The 25,245-nt window shown below is 46.9% G+C and carries 17 protein-coding genes and 1 tRNA gene; 2 read left to right on the top strand and 16 right to left on the bottom strand.

Features of this window, described 5'->3' with window-relative positions; all coding sequences use genetic code 11:
- The 9 genes from OCV70_RS16005 to glgB form a co-directional block, all read right to left on the bottom strand.
- Window positions 1–1,029: a polyamine ABC transporter substrate-binding protein gene (locus OCV70_RS16005; protein ID WP_195588195.1), complete on the bottom strand. Its 1,029-nt coding sequence runs from the start codon at window positions 1,027–1,029 to the stop codon at window positions 1–3.
- Between the two features lie 98 nt (window positions 1,030–1,127).
- Complete coding sequence (locus tag OCV70_RS16000; RefSeq protein WP_021924606.1) at window positions 1,128–2,975, bottom strand: extracellular solute-binding protein; 1,848 nt, start codon at window positions 2,973–2,975, stop codon at window positions 1,128–1,130.
- Window positions 2,976–2,984: 9 nt separating this feature from the next.
- Entirely contained in the window at window positions 2,985–3,806 is an 822-nt protein-coding gene (locus OCV70_RS15995) for an ABC transporter permease (protein WP_021924607.1), read from the bottom strand.
- Window positions 3,806–4,849 (bottom strand): spermidine/putrescine ABC transporter ATP-binding protein, encoded by a 1,044-nt coding sequence (potA, locus tag OCV70_RS15990; RefSeq protein WP_021924608.1) that lies wholly within the window; start codon window positions 4,847–4,849, stop codon window positions 3,806–3,808. The genes OCV70_RS15995 and potA overlap by 1 nt, the downstream gene beginning before the upstream one ends.
- 32 nt (window positions 4,850–4,881) lie before the next feature.
- Entirely contained in the window at window positions 4,882–5,664 is a 783-nt protein-coding gene (locus OCV70_RS15985) for an ABC transporter permease (protein ID WP_021924609.1), read from the bottom strand.
- Entirely contained in the window at window positions 5,661–6,512 is an 852-nt protein-coding gene (locus OCV70_RS15980) for an ABC transporter permease (protein ID WP_431833885.1), read from the bottom strand. The genes OCV70_RS15985 and OCV70_RS15980 overlap by 4 nt, the downstream gene beginning before the upstream one ends.
- A complete protein-coding gene (locus tag OCV70_RS15975; protein WP_021924611.1) occupies window positions 6,509–7,585 on the bottom strand; it encodes an ABC transporter ATP-binding protein in 1,077 nt (358 codons plus the stop codon). The genes OCV70_RS15980 and OCV70_RS15975 overlap by 4 nt, the downstream gene beginning before the upstream one ends.
- 234 nt (window positions 7,586–7,819) lie before the next feature.
- Window positions 7,820–7,892 (bottom strand) — tRNA-Thr (locus OCV70_RS15970).
- Between the two features lie 117 nt (window positions 7,893–8,009).
- A complete protein-coding gene (gene glgB / locus OCV70_RS15965) occupies window positions 8,010–10,139 on the bottom strand; it encodes a 1,4-alpha-glucan branching enzyme (RefSeq protein WP_021924612.1) in 2,130 nt (709 codons plus the stop codon).
- Window positions 10,140–10,375: 236 nt separating this feature from the next.
- On the opposite strand from glgB, the gene OCV70_RS15960 reads away from it, so the two are divergent.
- Window positions 10,376–11,350 (top strand): carbohydrate kinase family protein, encoded by a 975-nt coding sequence (locus OCV70_RS15960; RefSeq protein WP_021924613.1) that lies wholly within the window; start codon window positions 10,376–10,378, stop codon window positions 11,348–11,350.
- A 599-nt stretch (window positions 11,351–11,949) separates the two neighbouring features.
- On the opposite strand, the gene OCV70_RS15955 is transcribed toward OCV70_RS15960, so the two are convergent.
- From OCV70_RS15955 to tgt, 7 genes are all read right to left on the bottom strand, one after another.
- Window positions 11,950–13,113 carry a phosphoglycerate dehydrogenase gene (locus tag OCV70_RS15955; protein WP_021924817.1) on the bottom strand — a complete coding sequence of 388 codons (1,164 nt, stop codon included), beginning with the start codon at window positions 13,111–13,113 and terminating at the stop codon, window positions 11,950–11,952.
- Window positions 13,113–14,195, bottom strand: a complete 1,083-nt coding sequence (gene serC, locus OCV70_RS15950) for a 3-phosphoserine/phosphohydroxythreonine transaminase (protein WP_021924818.1) — start codon at window positions 14,193–14,195, stop codon at window positions 13,113–13,115. Before serC ends, OCV70_RS15955 begins: the two co-directional genes overlap by 1 nt.
- Window positions 14,192–15,868, bottom strand: coding sequence for a biosynthetic-type acetolactate synthase large subunit (ilvB, locus tag OCV70_RS15945; protein ID WP_021924819.1), 1,677 nt, complete (start codon window positions 15,866–15,868; stop codon window positions 14,192–14,194). The genes serC and ilvB overlap by 4 nt, the downstream gene beginning before the upstream one ends.
- Before the next feature lie 16 nt (window positions 15,869–15,884).
- Complete coding sequence (gene ilvD, locus OCV70_RS15940; protein WP_117852154.1) at window positions 15,885–17,558, bottom strand: dihydroxy-acid dehydratase; 1,674 nt, start codon at window positions 17,556–17,558, stop codon at window positions 15,885–15,887.
- A 72-nt stretch (window positions 17,559–17,630) separates the two neighbouring features.
- Window positions 17,631–18,713 carry a 3-isopropylmalate dehydrogenase gene (leuB, locus tag OCV70_RS15935; protein WP_262579872.1) on the bottom strand — a complete coding sequence of 361 codons (1,083 nt, stop codon included), beginning with the start codon at window positions 18,711–18,713 and terminating at the stop codon, window positions 17,631–17,633.
- A gap of 226 nt (window positions 18,714–18,939) precedes the next feature.
- Window positions 18,940–19,239, bottom strand: coding sequence for a preprotein translocase subunit YajC (gene yajC, locus OCV70_RS15930; protein ID WP_021926753.1), 300 nt, complete (start codon window positions 19,237–19,239; stop codon window positions 18,940–18,942).
- Between the two features lie 146 nt (window positions 19,240–19,385).
- Window positions 19,386–20,537, bottom strand: coding sequence for a tRNA guanosine(34) transglycosylase Tgt (tgt, locus tag OCV70_RS15925; protein WP_021926754.1), 1,152 nt, complete (start codon window positions 20,535–20,537; stop codon window positions 19,386–19,388).
- A gap of 327 nt (window positions 20,538–20,864) precedes the next feature.
- Here tgt and OCV70_RS15920 point away from each other — a divergent pair, with 327 nt between their 5' ends.
- A complete protein-coding gene (locus OCV70_RS15920; protein WP_262579869.1) occupies window positions 20,865–25,115 on the top strand; it encodes a 2-hydroxyacyl-CoA dehydratase in 4,251 nt (1,416 codons plus the stop codon).
- The last annotated feature ends 130 nt before the right edge of the window (window positions 25,116–25,245 follow it).

The raw sequence follows: 25,245 nt of genomic DNA, 5'->3' as shown, positions 1-25,245 counted from the left end.
TTAATCACAAGCCGCTTTAAATTCCGTCCAGTTCTTATTATACTGCTCCTCTGCCTTTGCATTTACATTCTTGATGCTTTCGCCGCTGGTTACGCTGTCCGGCACCACCAGGTTTTCATCTACCAGCTGGTCAGCCGCCTTGTTTGTGCAGTAGTATCCAATATAATCAAAGCATTCTGCTGCAATCTCAGGTCTTAAAATATAATCCACAAACTGATATGCTGCCTCAGCATTAGGTGCAGCACTTGGAATGAACATGCCCATTACGCCAAATCCCAGACCCTCTTCCGGGTAAACCACCTTCAGCTCCGGATCCTCTGCAAGAGCTGCTGTTACCTGGGAAGTATAAAGGAGCGCTACAGATGCCTCACCGTTCAGAAGCGCATTCTGGGTATTGTCATCCTGGATCATACGAATATTAGGTGCCAGTTCCACAAGCTTTTCACCGGCCTCCTTAATCGTATCCACATCCTCCTCATTCATGCTTTTCCCCATGGTAAGAAGTGTGATTCCATTGATAACACGATAGTTGGCAATCAATGCCACACTGTCCTCAAGGGACGGATCCCACAGTTCCTTATAGCCCTTAATGTCCAGCTCCACCTCATCCGGATCGTAAACGATCAGCGGGATTCCTGCGCCGTAGGGTACGGTGTACTCATCATTTTCATCATAGAACTGTCCCTGGTAAAGAGGGTTGATGTTATCCCAATTGGAAATTTTTTCCTTGTCAAGCTTAGTGGCAAGGCCTTCCTCTATAATTTTCTCAAGGATATAATCGTCTGCGATTACCACATCATAATCTCCGCCCTTTGCCATGGAAACCTTCTCAAGCATGGTTTCATCTGTGTCAAAATTGGAGTATACAATCTTATAGCCTGTCTCTTCCTCAAAGCCATCCAGAACCTCCTGCGGGAACATTCCCTCCCAGGTGTAAAGAACCAGCTCAGAATCAGCTGCATATACAGGTACCACGCTGCCGCATACTGCTGCCACTGTTAAAATTGCTGCAAGTAACTTTTTCTTCATAGTCGATCTCCTTTTTCGTCTTACGGTTTCCCGCTGCCTGCCCCGTCAGCTTTTGAAAGTGCTGCTGCATCTGCCCAGGTGACGGGTCTTACCTGCATTTACTCGGCCTTGATCTTGGTCCACAGCTCTGCATATTTCTGCTTGATCTTCGGCTCCTGATAGCAAAAAATTTCACTGTTAGGATTCTCGAAATCCGGAATATAAGAAGAAACGCCCTCATACTCACCACTGATCATGGTCTCGTAAACACTCTTTACAGGAGAAGTATAACCTACTTCTTCCGTATTGGAAAGAGCAGATTTTTCTTCCAGCATAAAATTAATAAACTGATGTGCCAGCTCCACCTCGCTGCAGTCTCTTGTGATTACCATCGCATCATACCAGTTATTGGTTCCCTGTCCCGGTGTGAAATAGTCCATATTCGGATTTTCACTGATAATATAGGAAGCATCTCCAGAATAAACTACTGCCATTGCCTTATTGCCGGAAATCATATTATCGATCACATCATCACCTGCATAAATAGGATCCATGGTGTTTCTCTGATTAACCAGCCACTGATACGCCTCCTGAATCTGTTTTTCATCCGTTGTGTTCATGGAATATCCAAGGGCCTTTAAGGCTATCATAAAGGAATCTCGCTCAGAATCATACATGTAAATATTTCCTTTATACTTGGTATCACAAAGAAGCTCCCAGCCCTCCTGAAGGTCTGCCGGATCTACCACCGTCTTATCATACAGAATTCCTACTGTTCCCCAGAAATACGGGCAGGAATAACGGTTGCCCGGATCATAGCTCTTATTCATAACCTCTTTCATCAGATTTGCTTTATTGGGAATCTGATCCCAGTCAATATGCTGGAGATAATCCTCTTTGATCAGACGCTCGATCATATAATCGGAGGGTACCAGCACATCATAGGATTCACCGCCGGACAGCTTGGTGTACATCATCTCATTGGACTCAAAGGTCTCATACACCACAGTACAGTTATATTCCTCCTCGAACTCTTTGAGAAGCGCAAGATCAATATATTCTCCTGCATTATATACCTTCAGCACATGGCTCTCTCCTGCTGCACCGCCGCATTTTGCAAGACCAAAGCCAAGAGCCGCCACTACCAGAAGTGCGATCACACGCTGAATCTTTTTCGTATGCTTACTTGCATGCTTCTCAAGAATCGGCGGAAGCATATTTGCGAAAACAAGTACCAGAATAATAACCACGATTACAATGGTAGACAAGGCATTAATGGTTGGATTGATTCGCTTGGTCATATTGTAAACAACAATAGAAATATTTTTCACACCGTTGCCGGATACAAAATAAGAAATTACAAAATCATCAAAGGACATGGTAAACGCAAGCAGGGCGCCGGCGAAAATACCGTCCTTGATCATAGGCACAATTACCTTTGTCAATGCCTGGAAGGGTGTTGCTCCAAGATCCATTGCCGCATTTGCCAGATTGGGATCCAGACTTCTTACCTTTGGATAAACACTGGTGATAACATATGGCGTACAAAAGGAAATATGCGCCAGCAGCATGGTGATATATCCCTTGCGAAAGCCCAGTGAGGAAAAAAGAAGCATCAGTCCGATAGCTGTTACAATATCCGGATTAAGGATCGGCAGGTTGTTAATATTTAAAAGTGTTTCCTTTAACACCTTCCGTGACTTGGAAAGCCCGATGGCTGTAATAGTTCCAAGAACGGTAGAGATCACAGTTGCCAGAATGGCAATCGTCACAGATACGTAAACCGCCTTGCTGACTTCTGTATTATGAAGCAGCTCGGTATACCATCTCATGGAAAATCCCGTAAATTTAGTCAGGGATTTAGATGAGTTAAAGGAAAAAATCATGGTCACCAGAATTGGCAGGTAAAAAAACACCAGGCAGATGGCCACATAAAATCTCTGAAAAAAGCTTGTCTTCTTCTGCATGATACCCTCCTACTCTCCTTTTTCCTTATCCATTCGCTTCATAAGACTCATGGAAAGCAAAATGATCACTGCCAGGATCATAGAAATGGCACTTCCGAAGTTCCAGTCTCCAACAGAGATAAACTGGGATTCGATCAGGTTACCGATCAGCATGTACTGTCCCCCTCCCAGAAGCTTGGGAATAACGAAGGAGGAAATGGCAAGAAGGAATACCATCATAATACCGTTTACCACCCCAGGCAAAGACAGCTTCCAGATCACCTTCCAGAAGGTCTGGAACCGGTTTGCACCAAGATCGTAGGCAGCCTCGATCAGGGACTTGTCCATTTTATTTAAGGATGTATGAATCGGAATGATCATAAAGGGCATAAAGTTACAGATCAGACCGAGCATTACGGAAAAATCAGTATACATCATATTGATAGGTCCCAGTCCGATTTTTGCCAAAAGGTTATTGATGATTCCGTTATCTGACAAAAGGTTCATCCATGCATAGGTACGAAGCAGCATGTTGATCCACATGGGAATCGTAACCAGCATGATCAGAAGGCCCTGCATTTTTTCAGAGCATCTTGCAATGATCAGGGCAAGGGGATAGCCCAGCACCAGACAGATAAAGGTGGTAAGCAGTCCCAGCCAGAAGGATTTCAGGATAACATTTAAATAAGTAGCTTCCAGAAACTTGGCAAAGTTTCCCCAGGTGAAGGAAAGAGTCATAACTTCATTTCCTTCTGTGGTAAATGCATACAGGGCAATGAGAAACAGTGGGATTACAAGGATTATGATTGCCCATATCAAATACGGAATAATAAGTCGTTTAAACTGTTTCATTAATATGCTCCCATTCTGTACATAACATGAATATCTTCCGGTCCGAATTTCAGTCCTACCTGGCGGCCCACCTCCGCATAATCAGTAGTCTGAACCTTATAGGTACGCAGCTCTGTCTCCACAAGGATTTCGTAGTGTACACCCTTGAAGGTAACATTTCGTACCACACCATTTAACTTAGCCTGAGATGGCTCTACAATATCCAGATCCTCCGGACGAAGCACAACCTCAATTTCTTCATTGTCTTCAAAGCCCTTGTCCACACACTCAAATTCAAATCCGTCAAACTGCACCAGGAAATCCTTTATCATAATTCCTTCAATGATATTGGATTCTCCGATGAAGCTTGCTACAAAGCGGTTTTCCGGCTCATTATAAATGTCAGTAGGAGCACCGATCTGCTGAATTTCACCGTTATTCATAACTACCACTGTATCAGACATGGAGAGTGCCTCCTCCTGATCATGTGTGACATAAATGAATGTGATTCCAACCTCCTGCTGGATTTTTTTCAGCTCGATCTGCATCTGCTTACGGATCTTGGCATCAAGGGCACCTAAAGGCTCATCAAGAAGAAGGATCTTCGGCTCATTTACAAGAGCCCTGGCAATGGCAACTCGCTGCTGCTGTCCGCCGGAAAGCAGGGTAACATCTCTTTTTTCAAAGCCCTCAAGGCCTACCATTTTCAGCATTTTGCTTACCTTCTGACTGATAACCGTCTTATCCACCTTTTTCAGATTCAGACCAAATCCAATATTATCTGCCACATTCAGATGGGGAAAAAGAGCATATTTCTGGAAAACAGTGTTTACCTCTCTTTTATATGGAGGAAGCTTGGAAATCTCAATGCCGTTAAACAATACTTCTCCGCCGCTTGGCTCCTCAAAGCCTGCAATGATTCGAAGGGTAGTGGTTTTTCCGCAGCCACTTGGTCCCAGAAGGGTGAGAAACTCGTTCTCATAAATGTCCAGATTGATTCCGCGAAGAACCTGCTGGTCATCAAAGTTTTTTGTGAGGTTTTTCAACTCAATGAGTTTATTCATTTGTTTTCTCCTTTCCGTAGACAACCATTGCCCTACCTAAGCTTCCTGTAAAGCTTTCTCACAAGAGAATAGACAAGAAGGAGCAATACTGTAAAAGCCAGCATAATCGTACACAGGGCATTGATTTCCGGTGTTACACCGGTTTTTATCTGAGTGTACACCTTGATCGGCAAGGTGGACAGTCTCGGACCATTAATAAAAATACTGATCACCACATCGTCCATGGACATGGCAAATGCAAGTAATGAGCCAGATGCCACAGCCGGCATAATAAGGGGCAGGGTGATGTCAAAAAAGGCTCTGAGGGAAGTCGCGCCAAGGTCTCTTGCGGCTTCCTCAAGGGAAGGGTCCATGCCTACAAGCCTTGCCTTTACTTCCATCAATATATAGGGAATGCAAAATACCGTATGGCCGATAAGCAGGGTCAGCATTCCAAAGGGCAGGTTCAGCATATAAAAAAATGCCATCAGCACCATGCCCAGAATAATTTCCGGTATCATAAGGGGCAAAATAGAGATGTACTCAAGTGCGCCCTTTGTTTTCCAATGGATTCGTGACAGTCCCACTGCTCCCATGGTTCCGATCACCGCGGAAACCGCACAGCTGGCAGCTCCCAGGATCAAACTGTTTACAAGTGCTTCTTGCATGTCACGATCTGCAAACAGCTTCTGATACCACTGCAGGGAAAATCCGGTCAGCCGTACAGGAAGCTTGGATTCATTAAAGGAAAAAATGATCACAACTGCCACCGGCAGATACATCAGCAAAAAAACAATACCCAGGTAGATTTTTTCGAAACGTGTGCTTTTTTTCATCCCAGCCCCTCCACTTCTTTGGCATTGGTAACCTTACGGTACAAAAGGATCATCAAGGTGGTAAGGATCATCATGATCACTGCCAGGGCTGCTGCAAAGGGCCAGTTATTTCCCCTGGTCATCTGATCCTGGATCAGGCTTCCTACCAGCACCACTTTATTTCCGCCCAGAATATCTGCTATGAAAAACAGCCCCATAGATGGGATAAAGGTCAGAATCACACCTGACAAAAGTCCGGGCAGAGTCAGCTTAAAGCTAACCGTCCAAAAGGCTTTTATTTTGCCGGCACCAAGATCCCGGGCTGCCTCCACCAAAGACCAGTCCAGCTTTTCCGCACTGGAATATACAGACAAGATCATAAAAGGCAGCAGCACATAAATCATACCGATTACAATTGCCGGGTAACTGTACATCAGCTTCAAAGGCTTCTCGATCAGGCCAAGCTTCTTCAGAAGGAAATTCAGAAGTCCTTTTTTCTGAAGAATAATGATCCAGCCATAAAGACGGATCAGGGAATTCACCCAGAAGGGTAGCATAAGAAGCAGCATGGCTTTCTTTTTGCCGCCGGCCGGCAGCTTCGCCATATAATAGCCAAAAGGATAGCCGATCAGTGTTATAAACAGGGTGCTTGTAAAAGCAAGCTGAAAGGACTGGGCAAATGTATTCAGATATACAGGCTCTAATAGCTTTCTGTAATTATCCAGTGTAAAAATCCACTGTACCCCGTGAACTTCTCCTGGAGTGGCAAAGCTTAAGGCAACCATATAGAGAAGTGGGCAGGCTACAAATATCAGGGTAAAAATATATAAAGGAAGAATCATCCATATGGAGCTTTTTTTGCCCATCAGTTTGTACCTCCCTTAGGACGGTCCACTAAAACCGCATCCTTTGGTTCAAAACGCCAGCAAATCTGCTGTCCCGGCTGAATGTCTGCATTCATACCGAAGCGGCTGGCTGTAACCTCATCACCATTTGGCAGGGTAAGCAAAACCCTGAGCTGCCCTGCTGCAAAATTTTTCTCCTTCACAGTGGCATGCAAGTCGCCATTTTCCTCCAGCAGAATGTGTTCACCACGAAGAGCAACCGTAACGTTTTCCCCGACATTTACCTTTTCCTCTGTATCAATAGAAGCCACTTCATCTCCCAGCTTCACTTTTATGTGGTGCCCGTTTTTCTCTGCTACAATTCCCTTGAGAATATTGGCATTTCCTACAAAGGCAGCCACATAGCTGGTCTTCGGATGATTATAAATTTCATCCGGTGTTCCGATCTGCTCAAATTGCCCCTGATTCATTACCACGATCCGGTCAGACATATTGATGGCCTCCTCCTGGTCATGGGTAATATAAATAAAGGTAATTCCAAGCTTCTTCTGCAAACGCTTCAGCTCCAGCTGCATGGTGCGGCGAAGCTGCAGATCCAGTGCTCCAAGAGGTTCATCCAGCAGCAAAACCCTCGGATTATTTGCCAGTGCTCTGGCAATTGCAACCCTCTGCTTCTGACCGCCGGAAAGCTCTGAGGGCTTTCGCTTCTCATACCCCTCCAGCTGCACAAGCTCCAGCATCTCTTTCACCTTTTTCTTAATCTCAGCCTTGGGAGCCTTACGGATTTTCAAGCCATACCCAATATTATCCGCCACATTCATGTGGGGAAAAAGGGCATAATTCTGAAATACCGTATTCACATCTCGCTGATTAGGTTCAAGAGCAGTCACATCCTGTCCCTCCAGCCACACACTGCCGCTGTCGGGCTGCTCCAGGCCTGCGATAATACGCAAGGTGGTTGTCTTGCCGCAGCCGGAAGCACCTAGCAGGGTTACAAACTCGCCCTGCCTGATTGTAAGATTTATCCCCTGAAGAACAGCCTCGCCGGGGGCAAAGCTTTTTTTCAGATTTTTTAATTCAAGAAATGAGTCAGACATTCATTCCCCTCCTCTCTGTTTTTGTGAAAAAAAATACGGGCTGCCGACATAACAAAGCCCTTGATGGACTTCGGCATTAACATAATAAATGTTAATGCAGTGCTATTACTGCACCTTACGAAATCGGTAACCCGTATTTTCATATAATTTGCCGAAAAAAGGTACGCCAAAAGCAGGTCCGTCCTGTTCAAGGTACATTCAATCATGGAATATACCCTTTTGCAAAATAAAAAAAGCTGGAAATGAGACTCGAACTCACGACCCCTTCATTACGAGTGAAGTGCTCTACCGACTGAGCTATTCCAGCTTATGCATCGGCAGATGAAAACATCTGCCGGACACAATTGCTATTTTAATTTATACATCTGCATTTGTCAAGGAAATTTTGAACCAGTCCTCCTGGGAAAATTCCACTACTGTGCAATCATTTCACAGTCTTCGAAGCAATTGCCCTCTTGGCAGGTGCCTTCCCCGGAGTACAGCTATAGATGCTTACTCCAAGAGCCGGTAATTTCACTTTAATAGAATACTCCCGCTCGTCCCACTCTTCTGCCTTTGCTGCTTTGACCCGGGCATTTACAACGCCCTCGCCGCCAAATTCTGCAGCGTCACTGTTAAAGACTTCTTTATATTTGCCTGCAAACGGTACGCCAACCTGGTAATTCTCATAAGGAATGGCAGCAAAATTGCAGATCACCAGAAGCGTCTCCTCCGGCTTTTCTGTTTTGCGAAGGAAAGTGATCACATTTTCCTCGTACTTCATCAGCTGAATCCACTCGAATCCGTCATAATCGTCATCCAGCTTATAAAGAGCAGGAGAATTTTTGTAAAGAGCATTCAATGCCTGAATGCATTTCGCCAGCCCCTCTGGCATATCCCCCTGTGGTGCCATCATCTTGCAGCCGGGATGTACCATCATATAGGAATAAGCAGCTCTTACCTGTGCCAGCTTCTGCTTCTCATCTCCTGGAAGCTTATCCATAAATTCCCCAAGAGTTCCCACATCTCTGCTTCCAAGGGTGAGTACATAATGCTCAGAATATGCATATAAGGTAGACAAAGTCAATTGGTCATGATAATTTTTCCGAAGGAAAGGATCTACGGAAAGATAGAACAGGAAATCTCTGGTCCATCCGCCGCTCCACTTGTAGTCAAAGCCAATATGATCATTCTCTACACAATCTGTCAGCTCCGGCCACAGACCGTCCTCCTGGGCAATGAGAAGCGCGCCCGGATTACGTTTCTTCACAATGGAATTGAGATGCTTCAGGAATTCTATGGCATGCAGATTCTCATTGGAGCCGTACATATTCGGTGTCCATCCGTCTTTTCTTCCGTAATCCAGGTAAAGCATGGCATCCACATCATCCATGCGAAGTCCGTCTGCATGGAAAACCTCCAGCCAGAAGCAGGCACCTGAAATCAAAAAATCCTTTACCATAGGACTGTCATAATTATAAAGCATGGTTCCCCACATAGGATGAACTGCCATACCAGGATCCTTCACCTCATAAAGAACAGTTCCGTCAAATTTCTCCAGTCCGCCCTCATATCTTGGGAACTGGGCCGGGGACCAGTCAAGGATCACACCGATTCCTTCCTGATGAAGCTGATCAACAAAGGCAGCAAACTCCTTAGGCTCTCCATATCGTGTGCTAAGGGCAAAGTATGAAGAGGTAGGATAGCCATCTGCCTCATCTGCCAGAAATTCCATAACCGGATGAAGCTCTACATGGGTATAGCCCTCTTCCTTCAGAAAAGAAACTAATTCCTTCTTATTATTCCACTTGCCAAGGCTTGTCTCATAGATAGAAACCGGCTGTCTGCGGTCATCGTACTTCTTCCGGTCCTTCATCCACTTGCTGTCATTCCATTCAAAGTCTGACACATCTGCCACAACCGAGTTCCATTCCGGCGGAGCAGCAGTTCTGTTTCCATAGGGGTCTGCCTTTTGAAGAAGTACATCCCCTTTCGCCTTGATTTCATACCGGTAGGCATCTCCCACCTTCACTCCCGGAACAAACAGCTGGAAAATACCGGATTTTGGCATCTTATGCATAGGAAGCACTCTGCCGTCCCAGTCATTAAAATCTCCCACAACGCTTACACGAATGGCATTGGGTGCCCACACTGCAAAATGGGTTCCGCTTACCCCATTCATAACCATAGGATGCGCACCTAACTTCTTATAGCCTTCATAATAAACGCCGCACAAGAAGGCAGTCTCATCCTCCTCTGTGAGGATTCCTCCAAAGCCATAGGCATCCTTAAAGCTTCTCTCTTTATCACCTGTCTGTATCTGAAATTCGTACTCAGGGATTCTCCGTCCCGGAATTAAAACCCCATAATAGCCAGCTTCATCCTCCAGCTCCATCTGGTATTTCTTATTCCCAACAGCTACCACTGCTGACTTGGCACCTGGGAAAAAGCCCTGTATCAGCACACCATCCGGTGTCAGTCTGGGTCCCATCACATCTCTTGGAGCTGTCTCTTCTCCATAAACAATTGCTTCAATTCCTGCCCAATTCATATAATCATATACAGTTTTACTCATATGCTCTCCATTTCTCCGCACAACCTGCGGCCACCCACAGTATTAATATCCTGCCCTTAAAATCTGTCTGAAAAATCCATCCGCAGGTAATGGTTATTTATTACTATTTTACCATTTTAAACTGAAAAAATAAAGGAATTTGTTTGACAAATCTTACCTGCTGCGTTAAATTATTGGTATATATTTTCGCTAGGGCATGTTTGTAAATGGCTCTAGAAGCTAAGGAGGATTTTTCAATGAGCAATCGAAGCTATGATGTGACTGCACTGGGTGAACTTCTGATCGACTTCACAGAGAATGGTACCAGCACACAGGGCAACCCTATTATGGAGGCCAATCCAGGCGGAGCCCCATGCAATGTTCTTGCTATGCTGAATCGTCTTGGAAAGAAAACTGCTTTCATCGGCAAGGTTGGAAAAGACATGTTTGGAAATCAGCTCAAGGCTGCTGTTGAAGAAGTTGGAATTGATACACAGGCACTTGTTATGGATGATGAGGTGCATACCACACTGGCATTTGTTCACACCTATCCGGATGGGGACAGAGATTTTTCTTTCTACCGCAATCCTGGTGCTGACATGATGCTGACCATTGACGAGGTTCCGGATGATTTGATCCGTGATTCCCGTATCTTCCATTTCGGAACTCTTTCTTCTACTCATGAGGGCGTTCGTAAGGCTACCCGCCATGCCATCGACGTAGCTAAGGAAGCCGGATGTATTATCACCTTTGACCCGAACCTTCGTCCGCCACTCTGGAAGTCCTTAGAGGATGCCAGAAAAGAGATTGAGTACGGTCTTACCAAATGCGATGTGCTGAAGATTTCTGACAACGAGGTAGAATTTCTCTTCGATACTACAGACTATGACAAGGGTGCAGCCCTTATTGAAGAGAAGTACCACATTCCCCTTGTACTGATCACTATGGGTAAGGACGGAAGCCGTGCTTACTACAAGGGCCGCCGTGTAGAATGTGCACCATTCCTTCAGGAGCATACTATTGAGACTACAGGTGCCGGAGATACCTTCTGCGCCAGCATTCTGAATTATGTTCTGGAGCATGGTCTTGAGGACCTCTCCGATGAGAATCTTATGGAAATGCTTACCTTCGCCAACGCAGGAGCTTCCCTCATTACCACTCGTAAGGGTGCGCTTCGCGTAATGCCGACCCGCGAGGAAGTACTGGAATTCATTGCTAAGAGCGGCAGATAAAAAAGGAGCTGACATTTGCGGTAGTTGCAGATGTCAGCTTTTTTATGCAATAAACTGTGTCTTCGGAAGCTAAAAAGCTATTTAGTTAATCAAGGCGGACGCCTCTGGACACCTGTTATTCCACGCAGGTCGGTGCAACGCTCCGGTGAACTAACTGCTAACTACGGCTAAATCGTTCAGGAGAGCCTTCACGATTAAGCCTTCGTAAGCAGTGGATTTCATCTCCGCTAAAGACGCACCTGAAATGACCTGCTTAGGAGTAACAGGTGTCCAGAGGCTGTGCATCGGCTGAAACTCCCCTTAATGCCGGTCAATAAGCATCGGTCTGAATTCCCTTCCAACGCCAGTGAAGAAGTATCGTTTTAGCACATTCGCCTTACCAGTAACCAGTGAGCTCACAATGTATATTCGTGAGCAGGTCATTTCAGGAGCGCTCTTAACGGAGACGAGATCCATGTCTTACGTAGACTTAGCCGAGAGGGCTCTCCCGAGCGGCTTAGTCGCAGTTAGACATTAGCTCGTTGGAGTGTTGCGACGACCTGCGATGAATATACATTGTGAACTCACGTCCTGCAAACGATTGCTTCACTAAGTCCCGCTTATTTCACCACACGCACTCTGGAAACGCCCTCAATAGACTTCAGCGCATCCAATGCCTCTGCGGAAGCTGCACTCTCCAGATCGATCAGAGTATACGCATACTCCCCTTTACTCTTGTTAGTCATATCCGCAATATTCAGTCCCTCAGCACCAAGAATCTTGGTCAGCTGGCTGATCATATTCGGGATGTTTTTATGTGTGATAGCAATACGTCCAACTGCCACACAGGTACCCATATCACAGTTCGGGAAGTTCACAGAATTCTTAATGTTACCATTCTCAAGGAAATCACGAACCTCTTTCACAGCCATCACTGCACAGTTCTCCTCAGACTCCTCAGTAGAAGCTCCAAGATGAGGAGTAACCAGAATTCCCTCATGTCCTGCAACTGTATGATTTGCAAAATCTGTCACATACTTCTTCACCTTGCCGCTGTCAAGAGCCTCGATCAGAGCCTCCTCATCCACCAGAAGATCACGTGCAAAGTTCAGAAGAACCACGCCGTCCTTCATCTTTCCAAAAGCCTCTTTGTTGATCATCTTCTTGGTAGAATCCAGAAGGGGAACATGAACGGTAATATAATCACACTTGCTGTAAATCTCATCCAGGCTCTTGCTGTGCTTAATGGTACGGGAAAGATTCCAAGCCGCATCAATGGAAATATACGGGTCATATCCATAAACCTCCATGCCAAGAGAAGCTGCCGCATTTGCAACCATGCTTCCGATGGCGCCAAGACCGATGATACCAAGCTTTTTGCCCATGATCTCACAGCCTGCAAACTGCTTCTTCTGCTTCTCAGCCAGCTTATCAATATCCTCCTGGTCCTTCTCTCTTTGAACCCATTCGATACCACCTACAATATCACGGGAAGCAAGCAGCATACCGGCAAGAACCAGCTCCTTGACACCATTTGCATTGGCACCAGGAGTGTTAAATACAACAACACCATTCTCAGCGCATTCCTTAACCGGAATATTATTCACTCCGGCTCCAGCACGGGCGATCACAGCAACACTTTCCGGCAGCTCCATATCATGTATTTTTGCACTTCTTACAAGAACCGCCTGGCAGCCGTCAATGGTATCAGAATTTTTATATCCCTCATCAAAAATATCCAGACCCTTCTGGGCAATCGGATTCAGGCAATGATACTGAAACATTACGCATTTTCCTCCTCAAACTTTTTCATGAATGCAACCAGCGCTTCCACGCCTTCCTTTGGCATCGCATTATAAATACTTGCACGCATACCGCCTACGGATCTGTGACCCTTCAGGTTTACAAGACCAGCCTTTGCTGCCTCTGTTACAAATTTTGCATCCATCTCCTTGTCACCTGTTACGAAAGGAACATTCATAAGAGAACGGTCTTTCGGAACAACTGTGCCATGGAAAAGCTTGCTGGAATCCAGGAAATCATAGAGGATCTTTGCCTTCTCCTCATTGCGTCTCTTCATCTCTTCCAGTCCGCCCATTTTCTTCAGCCATTTGAAGACTTTTCCGCACACATAAATGCAGTATGCGTTCGGTGTATTGTAAAGAGAGCCTGCGTCTGCATGTGTCTTATATGTAAGCATAGTAGGAGTTCCCGGAAGGACATCCTCTGTGATCAGGTCCTCACGGATGATCACGATTACCATACCGGCCGGTCCGATATTCTTCTGGACACCGCCGTAGATAATGCCGTATTTGCTTACATCAACAGGCTCAGAAAGGAAACAGGAGGATACATCCGCTACCAGTGTTTTGCCCTTTGTATTGGGAAGCTCTTTGAACTTGGTTCCATAAATAGTGTTGTTCTCGCAGATATAAACGTAGTCTGCATCCGGGCTGATCGGCAGATCACTGCAGTCCGGAATGTAGGAGAAAGTCTTATCCTCGGAAGAAGCAATTTTGTTTGCTTTTCCGTATTTCTGTGCTTCCTGGTATGCTTTCTTTGCCCACTGGCCGGTTACAATATAATCAGCCACCTTATTTTTCATAAGGTTCATAGGGATCATGGCAAACTGCTGGGAAGCGCCGCCCTGAAGGAAAAGAACTTTGTAGTTGTCCGGAATGTTCATCAGCTCACGCAGATCCTTCTCTGCTGTGTCGATGATTTCCTGGAATGCAGCACTTCTGTGGCTCATTTCCATAACAGACATTCCGGTACCATTGTAATCCATCATCTCATCTGCGACTTCTTTCAGCACCTCTTCCGGAAGAACTGCCGGTCCTGCGGAAAAATTATACACTCTGCTCATTTCTTCACATCCTCCTCGTCAAATACCTCATCTAAACTTGCCCCTGCAGGAACCATAGGATATACACTTAGATCCTGATCGATCCAGCAGTCAAGAACTACCGGGCCATCAGATGAAAGCGCAGCCTTAAGTGCAGGCTCTACCTCTTCCATCTTCGTAACGCGGATTGCCTTTGCGCCCATTGCCTCAGATACCTTCACGAAGTCCACACCGTCATTTAAAACAGTCTGGGAATATCTATGATCATAGAAAAGAGTCTGCCACTGACGAACCATTCCAAGTACATGATTGTTCAGGATAATCTGAACAAGAGGCTTCCCACAGCGCACTGCTGTAGCAATCTCATTCATATTCATACGGAAACAGCCGTCTCCTGCTATATTTACCACAGTTTTGTCCGGGCAGCCCATTTTTGCTCCGATAGCTGCTCCAAGGCCATAGCCCATGGTACCAAGCCCTCCTGATGTAAGGAAGGTTCTCGGTTCCTTAAATTTGAAATACTGGGCAGCCCACATCTGGTGCTGTCCAACATCTGTGGAAATGATAGCATCTCCACCAGTCAGTTCATAAAGCTTCTGGATCACATAAGGTCCGGTAAGCTGGGAATGATCGTAATTCAGCGGATATTTTTCTTTCATATCCTGAATGTGTGCTGCCCACTCTTCGTGTTTCTTCTCCGGAATTTTTTCCAGAAGAAGCTTCAGCACTTCCCTCAGATCTCCGATCACGGAAGCGTCAACCACAATGTTCTTGTTGATTTCCGCTGCATCCACATCGATCTGCAGGATTTTTGCCTTCGGTGCGAAGGTCTTGGTATCTCCTGTGACACGATCGCTGAAACGTGCGCCAAGGGTAATCAGAAGATCACACTCACACATAGCATAGTTGGATGTTTTGGTTCCATGCATTCCAACTGGTCCTGTATAGAACTCATCCTCACCGGAAAAAGCACCTTTTCCCATCAGGCTGTCACATACAGGTGCCTGGATCTTGTGAGCCAGAGCACGCACCTCTTTGGATGCGTCTGCAATTACAGCGCCGCCGCCTACAAAGATGAAAGGCTTCTGGGCTCTGGCGATCATCTGGGCTGCGGTCTCCACATCCTCCGGGCGGATGGTATCCACCTTAGGCTCTACAGCTGTGATAGTGTGACGGATATATTCGCATTTCGCGGCGGTCACATCCTTCGGGACATCTACAAGGACAGGTCCCGGACGACCGCTTTTTGCTATGGTAAAAGCTTTGCGAATGGTGTCCGCAAGCTGTGTTACGTCTTTTACAATGTAGCTGTGTTTTGTCACAGGCATTACGATTCCTGCGATATCCACCTCCTGGAAAGAATCCTTTCCAAGAAGTGCAGTTCCTACGTTACAGGTAATTGCCACCACCGGAACAGAGTCCATGCATGCGGTTGCGATTCCGGTTACCAGGTTGGTTGCTCCAGGTCCTGAAGTAGCCAGGCACACACCCACCTTTCCGGTTGCCCGGGCATAGCCGTCTGCTGCATGGGAAGCTCCCTGCTCATGGGATGTAAGTACATGTTTGATTTTGTCACTGTATCGGTAAAGGGCGTCATAAACATTCAGGATCGCGCCGCCTGGATACCCGAAAACAGTATCCACGCTTTGCTCCAGTAAACATTCTATGATGATCTCTGCTCCTGTAAGCTGCAATTTTGTTTCCTCCTAACTATTTCGCTTTCGGTACTTCAAGAATTGCACCGCGGTTTCCGGAGGTAACCATTGCTGCATATCTTGCAAGATATCCGGTTGTAACCTTCGGCTCTCTTGGCTGCCATTTTGCTTTTCTTGCTGCAAGCTCTTCATCAGAAACCTTCAGTTCCAGCTTCAGTTCCGGAATGTTGATGCTGATGATGTCACCCTCTTCAACCAGAGCGATAGGGCCGCCAACTGCTGCCTCCGGGGAAACATGCCCGATGGAAGCACCTCTGGATGCGCCGCTGAAACGTCCGTCTGTAATCAGGGCTACAGAAGAGCCAAGTCCCATACCTGCGATTGCGGATGTGGGGTTCAGCATCTCTCTCATTCCAGGGCCGCCTTTTGGTCCCTCGTAGCGGATGACAACAACGTCACCTTCTACAATCTTGCCGCCTTTGATGGCTGCGATTGCGTCTTCCTCGCAGTCAAAAACTCTTGCAGGTCCTTCGTGAACCATCATCTCAGCTACCACTGCAGAACGTTTTACAACGCTTCCGTCCGGGGCAAGGTTGCCGCGAAGTACGGCAAGTCCGCCTGTGGTGCTGTACGGATTGTCAAGAGGACGGATAACCTCCGGATTCAGGTTTGCACAGTCTTTGATGTTCTCTCCTACTGTCTTTCCGGTTACGGTCATGCATTCTGTATGAAGAAGTCCAGCCTGTGCAAGCTCATTCATAACCGCGTAAACACCGCCTGCCTCATTCAGGTCTTCCATATAAGTCGGGCCTGCAGGTGCCAGGTGACACAGGTTCGGGGTCTTTGCGCTGATCTCATTTGCAAAGCTGATATCGAAATCCCAGCCAATCTCATGTGCGATAGCTGGAAGATGAAGCATACTGTTTGTGGAACATCCAAGTGCCATATCTACGGTAAGGGCATTTAAAATTGCCTCTTTTGTCATAATGTCTCTTGGACGGATGTTGCGGCGGTACATTTCCATAACCTGCATTCCTGCATGCTTTGCAAGACGGATACGCTCGGAATAAACAGCCGGAATGGTTCCGTTTCCTTTCAGTCCCATACCAAGAACCTCTGTCAGGCAGTTCATGCTGTTTGCAGTGTACATACCGGAACAGGAACCGCAGGTTGGACATGTTTTGTTCTCACACTCGGTAAGGCCTTCCTCTGTAAGCTTGCCTGCAGCGTAAGCTCCAACAGCCTCAAACATGCTGGAAAGACTTGTCTTGTGTCCGTTTAAGTGACCAGCCAGCATTGGGCCGCCGCTTACGAATACAGTAGGAACGTTGATTCTGGCTGCTGCCATCAGAAGTCCAGGCACGTTTTTGTCACAGTTCGGGATCATAACAAGGGCATCAAACTGATGTGCCATTGCCATTGCTTCTGTGGAATCTGCGATCAGGTCTCTGGTTACCAGGGAATATTTCATTCCCACATGACCCATTGCAATACCATCACAGACAGCGATTGCAGGGAACATGATCGGAGTTCCGCCAGCCATTGCAACGCCAAGCTTAACTGCCTGGGCAATTTTATCCAGGTTCATATGGCCTGGTACGATTTCATTATAAGAGCACACAATACCAACTAACGGGCGCTCCATCTCTTCTTTTGTCATTCCAAGGGCATTAAACAGGGAACGGTGAGGTGCCTGCTGTGTGCCTGTTTTTACTGCATCACTTCTCATAGCTTGTATCTCCTTTGTTCTTCACAGCCGGAAAAATCTGATTTTCCCGGCTGTAAATCCTTTCTATTCTGATTAGATCTCTTTTGCGATCAGGTCGCCCATCTCTTTGGTTCCAACTAAGGTGCAGCCCTCAGACATAATGTCGCCTGTGCGGTAGCCTGCTGTCAGAACCTTCTGTACTGCTGCCTCAACTGCGTTTGCTTCCTCATCAAGGTCCAAGGAGAAACGAAGCATCATAGCTGCGGAAAGAATGGTTGCGATCGGGTTCGCCTTATTCTGTCCGGCAATATCCGGTGCAGAACCGTGGCTTGGCTCATAAAGGCCAAATTTTGTCTCATTCAGGCTGGCAGAAGAAAGCATTCCAATGGAACCGGTTACCATGCTGGCCTCGTCAGAAAGAATATCGCCGAACATGTTCTCTGTAAGAATGACATCGAACTGCTTCGGGTCTCTTACCAGCTGCATGGCACAGTTGTCAACCAGCATATGCTCAAGAGTCACCTCCGGGTAATCCTTGGCAACTTCTTCTACTACTTTTCTCCAGAGTCTGGAAGAATCCAGAACGTTTGTCTTGTCAACGCTTGTTACTTTCTTGCGGCGCTTCATGGCAATGTCAAATGCCTTGATGGCAATTCTGCGGATCTCGTTTTCATTATAGGAAAGCGTATCGATTGCCTTGGCAACTCCGTTTTCCTCGATGGTCTTTCTCTCTCCAAAGTAAAGACCGCCAGTGAGCTCACGTACAATGATCATGTCAAAGCCGTCGCCAATGATCTCATCGCGAAGAGGGCATGCTGCGCGAAGCTCATTGTATAAATATGCAGGACGCAGGTTTGCAAAAAGATTCAGTGCCTTACGGATGGCAAGAAGTCCTGCTTCCGGACGCTTGGATGGCTCTAATTTGTACCATGGGGATATTTTGGCATCGCCGCCAATGGAGCCCATAAGAACTGCATCAGAAGCCTTGGCGGTTGCAATGGCTTCCTCTGTAAGGGGAACACCGTGAACATCGATGGATGCTCCTCCTAAAAGTACCTCAGAATAAGAAAAGCTGTGTCCGTATTTCTCACATACCTTGTCCAGAGCCTTCTTTGCCTCTGCAACGATCTCCGGTCCGATACCGTCTCCGGGAATCAGTGAAATGTTGTAATTCATAATAATTTCTTCTCCTTTGTTCCTGTATGCCAGTGGGAATTTCCACGTCTCTTCTGACATCAATGGATAATTGTTATTATAATAACGCACTTTCTTTCAGATTTCAACCTATTAAAGTAAAAAAGTTGTCGTTTTCCCTCCCATATAAATGGATTTATGCATAAAAAAAGCCCCACCCCGCTATAGGGTGAAGCTCTTTCGTCTTACGTAATTGTCAGTCCGCAGATTATGCAGAAGCCTGCTCTGCTTTCTCAACTTCAGCAATTGCCTGCTTTCTCATAGGGATACGGCAGTTCTTGTTGTTGCCGAACTCTACGATCACATCGTCTTCTGTCATGTCGATGATCACGCCATAGAAGCCGCTTGTGGTCACAACGCTATCACCAACAGCCATATCGCTGAGCATTGCCTGTACTCTCTTCTGCTCTTTCTTCTGAGGTCTGATCATCAGAAAATACATAATACCGAAAAGTACAACCAGCCATACGATGGTAAATCCCATACTCATTCCGCTTGATGCGTCCATTTGCAAATCCTCCTGTATCTTACTCTTCCCAGGGAATGTGATTCCAGTCCGGAATTCCCCTGAATCTTCCGCCGCCATAATCGCCAGCGCATTATAGTATAATATACACAATAAACGGGAATTCTTCAAGTAGTTTTAGAATTTTTTTATACTCTGCCGTTGATTTTGCCCTCTGCAAAACCAGCCAGGCGCATTTCCTTATATTCTGCGAAATTCCCTGCATCCAGAGCATCCCGGATTTCTTCCATCATATGATTGTAAAAATACAGGTTGTGAAGCACGCAAAGGCGCATTCCCAGCATCTCCTTGGCTTTCATCAGATGACGGATGTAGGCTCTGCTGTAATGCTGGCAGGCAGGACACTGGCAGCCTTCCTCAATGGGGCGCGGGTCCATTTCATACTTGGCATTAAACAGGTTCATCTTGCCGTGGTTGGTGTACACATGTCCATGACGTCCGTTACGGCTCGGGTACACGCAGTCAAAGAAATCGATTCCTCTTGCAACCCCTTCCAGAATGTTCGCCGGAGTTCCAACGCCCATCAGATAAGTAGGCTTACCCTGTGGCAAATGCGGCACAACTTCATCCAGAATGTGGTACATCTGCTCATGGGTCTCGCCCACTGCCAGACCGCCCACTGCGTAGCCGTCCAGATCCATCTTGGAAATGGCGTCTGCATGTGCAATACGGATGTCCTCATAGATGGCACCCTGATTGATTCCGAAAAGCAGCTGCTCCTTGTTCACCGTATCCGGCAGGCTGTTCAGTCTGGCCATCTCCTTCTTGCAGCGCTCCAGCCATCTGGTGGTGCGGTCTACTGATTTCTGCACATACTCCCTGCTTGCTACGCTGCTGGGACATTCGTCAAAAGCCATGGCAATGGTAGATCCAAGATTGGACTGGATCTGCATGCTCTCCTCCGGTCCCATGAAAATCTTGTGGCCGTCAATGTGGGACTGGAAGTAAACGCCCTCTTCCTTGATCTTACGCAGTCCTGCCAGGGAAAACACCTGGAATCCGCCGGAATCTGTAAGGATCGGTCTGTCCCATACCATAAATTTATGAAGTCCGCCAAATTCCTTAATCAGCTTATCTCCTGTTCTTACATGAAGATGATAGGTATTGGAAAGCTCCACTTGGGTACCGATATCCTTCAGATCCATAGTAGATACTGCTCCCTTAATGGCACCTACTGTTCCCACATTCATAAATACAGGAGTCTGGATCGTTCCGTGTACTGTCTCAAACTGGGCACGCTTGGCACGGCCTTCTGTTTTCATAAGTGTATATTTTGCCATATATGTTTCCTTTCTTTTTATACTATCTATGCCTTTCCCCTTTTGTTTTACACATTTTTATAAGTGTAAAAATCCGGTGGGAAACTTTATCTATTATAGCCCGAAATAACCGAAAATTCAACATCTGGTGAAAGAATCCTTGTTAAACTTTTACATTGCCATTTAAGTTTTCATATCGTATAATATTACGGAATATCTTCACTGAAAAGATTAACATATAAATAAGAAAGTTTGCGGACTGTTTTTCATCCCGCGCACATGCCAAAGGCGGCCTTACCTACTCAGTTTGGCCGCAATGAGCACAAACGAGGAGGCATATTTTTTTATATGAGCAATAAATACACTTTAGGAATTGACATTGGTTCCACCACTGTCAAAATCGCAATACTTGACGAAAATGACACCCTGCTTTTCGCAGACTACCAGCGTCATTTTGCCAACATCCAGGAGACTCTCGCAGATCTTCTTGAGAAAGCATACGAGAAGCTTGGAGAGCTTACCCTCCATCCTGTGATCACAGGTTCCGGCGGACTTACCCTTGCCAATCACCTTGGGGTTCCTTTTGTCCAGGAGGTTATCGCAGTCTCCACTTCCCTTCAGAAGATTGCACCCCAGACTGACGTAGCCATCGAGCTTGGCGGCGAGGATGCCAAGATCATCTACTTCGAAGGCGGCAATATTGAACAGCGTATGAACGGAATCTGCGCAGGCGGTACCGGTTCCTTCATCGACCAGATGGCATCCCTGCTTCAGACAGACGCCACCGGACTGAACGAATACGCCAAGAATTACAAGGCACTTTACCCAATCGCAGCCCGCTGCGGCGTATTTGCCAAGACAGACATCCAGCCCCTGATCAACGACGGTGCTACCAAGGAAGACCTTTCCGCTTCCATTTTCCAGGCAGTGGTGAACCAGACCATCTCCGGTCTTGCCTGCGGTAAACCCATCCGCGGACATGTTGCATTCCTTGGCGGTCCTCTTCACTTCCTGGATCAGCTGAAGGCAGCTTTTATCCGTACCCTGAAGCTGGATGACGAACACGCCATCACACCGGAGAATTCCCACCTTTTCGCAGCCATGGGTTCTGCCATGAACGCTAAAGATGAGGTGACCGTTTCCCTTACCGATATGAAGGACCGCCTGAAGAATTCCATTAAGATGGACTTCGAGGTAGAACGTATGGAGCCTCTTTTTGCCACAAAGGAGGATTACAAGGCCTTCAACGAGCGTCAGAGTGCTTACCAGGTAAAGAAGGGCGACCTTTCCCAGTACCACGGCAACTGCTATCTGGGTATTGACGCAGGTTCCACCACCACCAAAACTGCTCTTGTAGGCGAGGACGGAACCCTGCTTTATTCCTTCTACAGCAACAACAACGGAAGCCCGCTGAAAACAGCCATCCGTTCCATTCAGGAGATCTACAGCCTGCTTCCGGAGGATGCCCACATTGCATTTTCCTGTTCCACAGGCTACGGCGAGGCGCTGATGAAGGCTGCCCTGCTGCTGGATGAGGGCGAGGTTGAAACCGTTTCCCATTACTATGCAGCTGCTTTCTTTGATCCGGAGGTTGACTGTATCGTAGATATCGGCGGACAGGATATGAAGTGCATCAAGATCCGCAACCAGACCGTTGACAGCGTACAGTTGAACGAGGCATGTTCCTCTGGCTGCGGTTCCTTTATTGAAACCTTTGCCAAATCCCTGAACTACTCCGTGCAGGATTTCGCCAAAGCCGCTCTTTTTGCAGAGCATCCTATTGACCTTGGTACCAGATGTACCGTATTTATGAACTCCAAGGTAAAACAGGCCCAGAAGGAAGGCGCTTCTGTCGCAGATATCTCTGCCGGACTTGCCTACTCTGTTATCAAGAATGCTCTTTACAAGGTTATCAAGGTTTCCGATGCCAAGGAGCTTGGCAAACACATTGTTGTACAGGGCGGTACCTTCTATAACGACGGTGTTCTTCGAAGCTTTGAGCGTATTGCAGGCTGCCAGGCTATCCGCCCGGATATTGCCGGAATCATGGGTGCTTTCGGCGCTGCCTTGATTGCCAAGGAGCGTTATCACGCAGAAGGCCGCGAGACCACCATGCTTTCCATTGACAAGATCAATGAGCTGAAATACACCACCTCCATGGCCAACTGTCACGGATGTACCAACAACTGCCGTCTTACCATCAACAAATTCACAGGCGGACGCCAGTTTGTAAGCGGAAACCGCTGCGAGCGCGGTATCGGCAAGGAGAAAAATAAGGATCATATCCCGAACCTTTACGAATATAAGTACAAGCGTCTGTTCTCCTACGCACCGCTTTCCCCGGAGAAAGCAGTGCGAGGCAAGGTAGGTATCCCGCGTGTACTGAATATGTTTGAGAATTATCCTTTCTGGTATACCTTCTTTACAGAGCTGAAATATCAGGTAGTTCTTTCCCCTACCTCCACCAGAAAGATTTATGAACTTGGAATCGAGTCCATTCCAAGTGAGTCCGAGTGCTATCCTGCCAAGCTTGCCCACGGACATGTGACCTGGCTTCTGAAAAACGGCGTGAAATTTATTTTCTACCCCTGCATTCCTTACGAGCGCAACGAATTCCCGGACGCAGTCAACCATTACAACTGTCCGATCGTTACCTCCTATGCAGAGAACATTAAGAACAACGTGGACGAGCTTCATGATCCGTCCATTACCTTTATGAACCCATTCCTGGCACTGACCTCCGAGGAAATCGTGACCAAGCGCCTCACTGAGATTTTCCCGGATATCCCGGCTGCTGAGGTGAAAGCAGCAGCTCACAAAGCCTGGGAAGAAATGGATGCCGTACATAAGGACATTGAGAAAAAGGGCGAGGAGACTCTTCAGTATCTGAAGGAAACAGGACGAAGAGGAATTGTCCTTGCAGGACGTCCTTACCACATTGACCCGGAGATCCACCACGGTATCCCGGATCTGATCAACAGCTACGGAGTGGCTGTTCTCACTGAGGATTCTGTTTCCCACCTTGTTCCTGTGGAGAGACCCATCCGTGTCAATGACCAGTGGATGTACCACTCCAGACTGTACGCAGCTGCAAACTTTGTAAAAACCAGGGACGATCTTGATCTGATCCAGCTGAATTCCTTTGGCTGCGGACTGGATGCGGTAACTACAGATGAGGTTTATGAGATTCTTGACGGCAGTGGCAAGATTTACACCTGTCTGAAAATTGACGAGGTCAACAACCTTGGCGCCGCAAGAATCCGTGTCAGATCCCTTCTTGCAGCCCTTCGTGCCAAGGATGCGCAGAAGAAGGAGCGCACCATCCGCCCGGCTTCCATCGAGAAGGTTTCCTTTACCAAAGAGATGAGAAAGGATTACACCATCCTGTGTCCACAGATGTCTCCGGTACATTTTTCCCTGCTTGAGGCTGCCTTTAATGCAAATGGCTATCATCTGGAGGTTCTTCCAAATGACAACAAGCACGCCGTTGATGTAGGTCTGAAATATGTAAACAACGATGCCTGCTATCCCTCCCTGATCGTAGTAGGACAGATTATGGATGCTCTTTTATCCGGCAAATATGACCTGAACAAGACAGCTGTTATCATGTCCCAGACAGGCGGCGGCTGCCGTGCCTCCAACTACATTGCCTTTATCCGCCGCGCCCTTAAGAAGGCCGGCATGGAGCAGATTCCGGTTATTTCCCTTAACTTAAGCGGTCTGGAGAGCAACCCTGGCTTTAAGCTCACTCTTCCACTTGTGAAAGCTGTTGTTTACGCTGCAGTATTCGGCGACATTCTGATGAAGTGTATTTACCGCATGCGTCCCTATGAGCTTGAGAAGGGCATTGTAAACCGAAAGCACAAGATCTGGGAAAAGCGTGTGATCGCTTTTGTTTCCGGAGGCTCCTTAAGCCACAGCCAGTTTAAGAAAATGTGCCGTGAGATGGTTCATGATTTTGATACCATTCCCATCAGTGACGAGAAGAAACCTCGTGTAGGAATTGTAGGAGAGATCCTGGTGAAATTCCTTCCGGCTGCAAACAATCACCTTGCAGAGCTTCTGGAGGCTGAAGGCGCTGAGCCGGTTGTGCCGGATCTGATCGACTTTATGTCTTACTGCTTCTATAACCAGAACTTTAAGGCAGATAACCTTGGTTTCAAGAAGTCCAAGGCCTTCTTTGGAAATATGGGCATCAAAGCTATTGACTGGGTAAGAAAGGCTGCAAACGAAGCACTTGCAGAAAGCCGTCATTTCCACCCCACAGCCGATATCCGTGACCTTGCAAAAATGGCCCGCCCCATTGTTTCTGAGGGCAACCAGACCGGCGAGGGATGGTTCCTTACAGGTGAAATGATGGAACTGATTCACGACAACGTTCCCAATATTGTCTGCATCCAGCCATTTGCCTGCCTGCCAAACCACATTGTAGGAAAGGGCGTTATCAAGGAAATCCGACGACAGTATCCGAAGGCAAATATTGCAGCCATCGACTACGACCCAGGTGCAAGTGAGGTTAACCAGCTGAACCGTATTAAGCTGATGCTTTCTACTGCGCAGAAGAATTTGAAGGCGGAGGAAGAGGCGAAGAACGCGTAAAATTTCACCTCCATTAAGGGCGCACCTGAAATGACCTGCTTAGGAGTAGCGGCTGTGAAAACGCTGTGTGCTTGAAATTGGAAATAGCGTGTAGTATGATAGCTATTAATATGTTTGAATAATTAATTAT

The sequence above is a fragment of the Blautia acetigignens genome (assembly GCF_025566865.1).
GTDB lineage: Bacteria > Bacillota > Clostridia > Lachnospirales > Lachnospiraceae > Blautia_A > Blautia_A acetigignens.
This window is presented reverse-complemented; position numbering and strand designations above follow the sequence as displayed.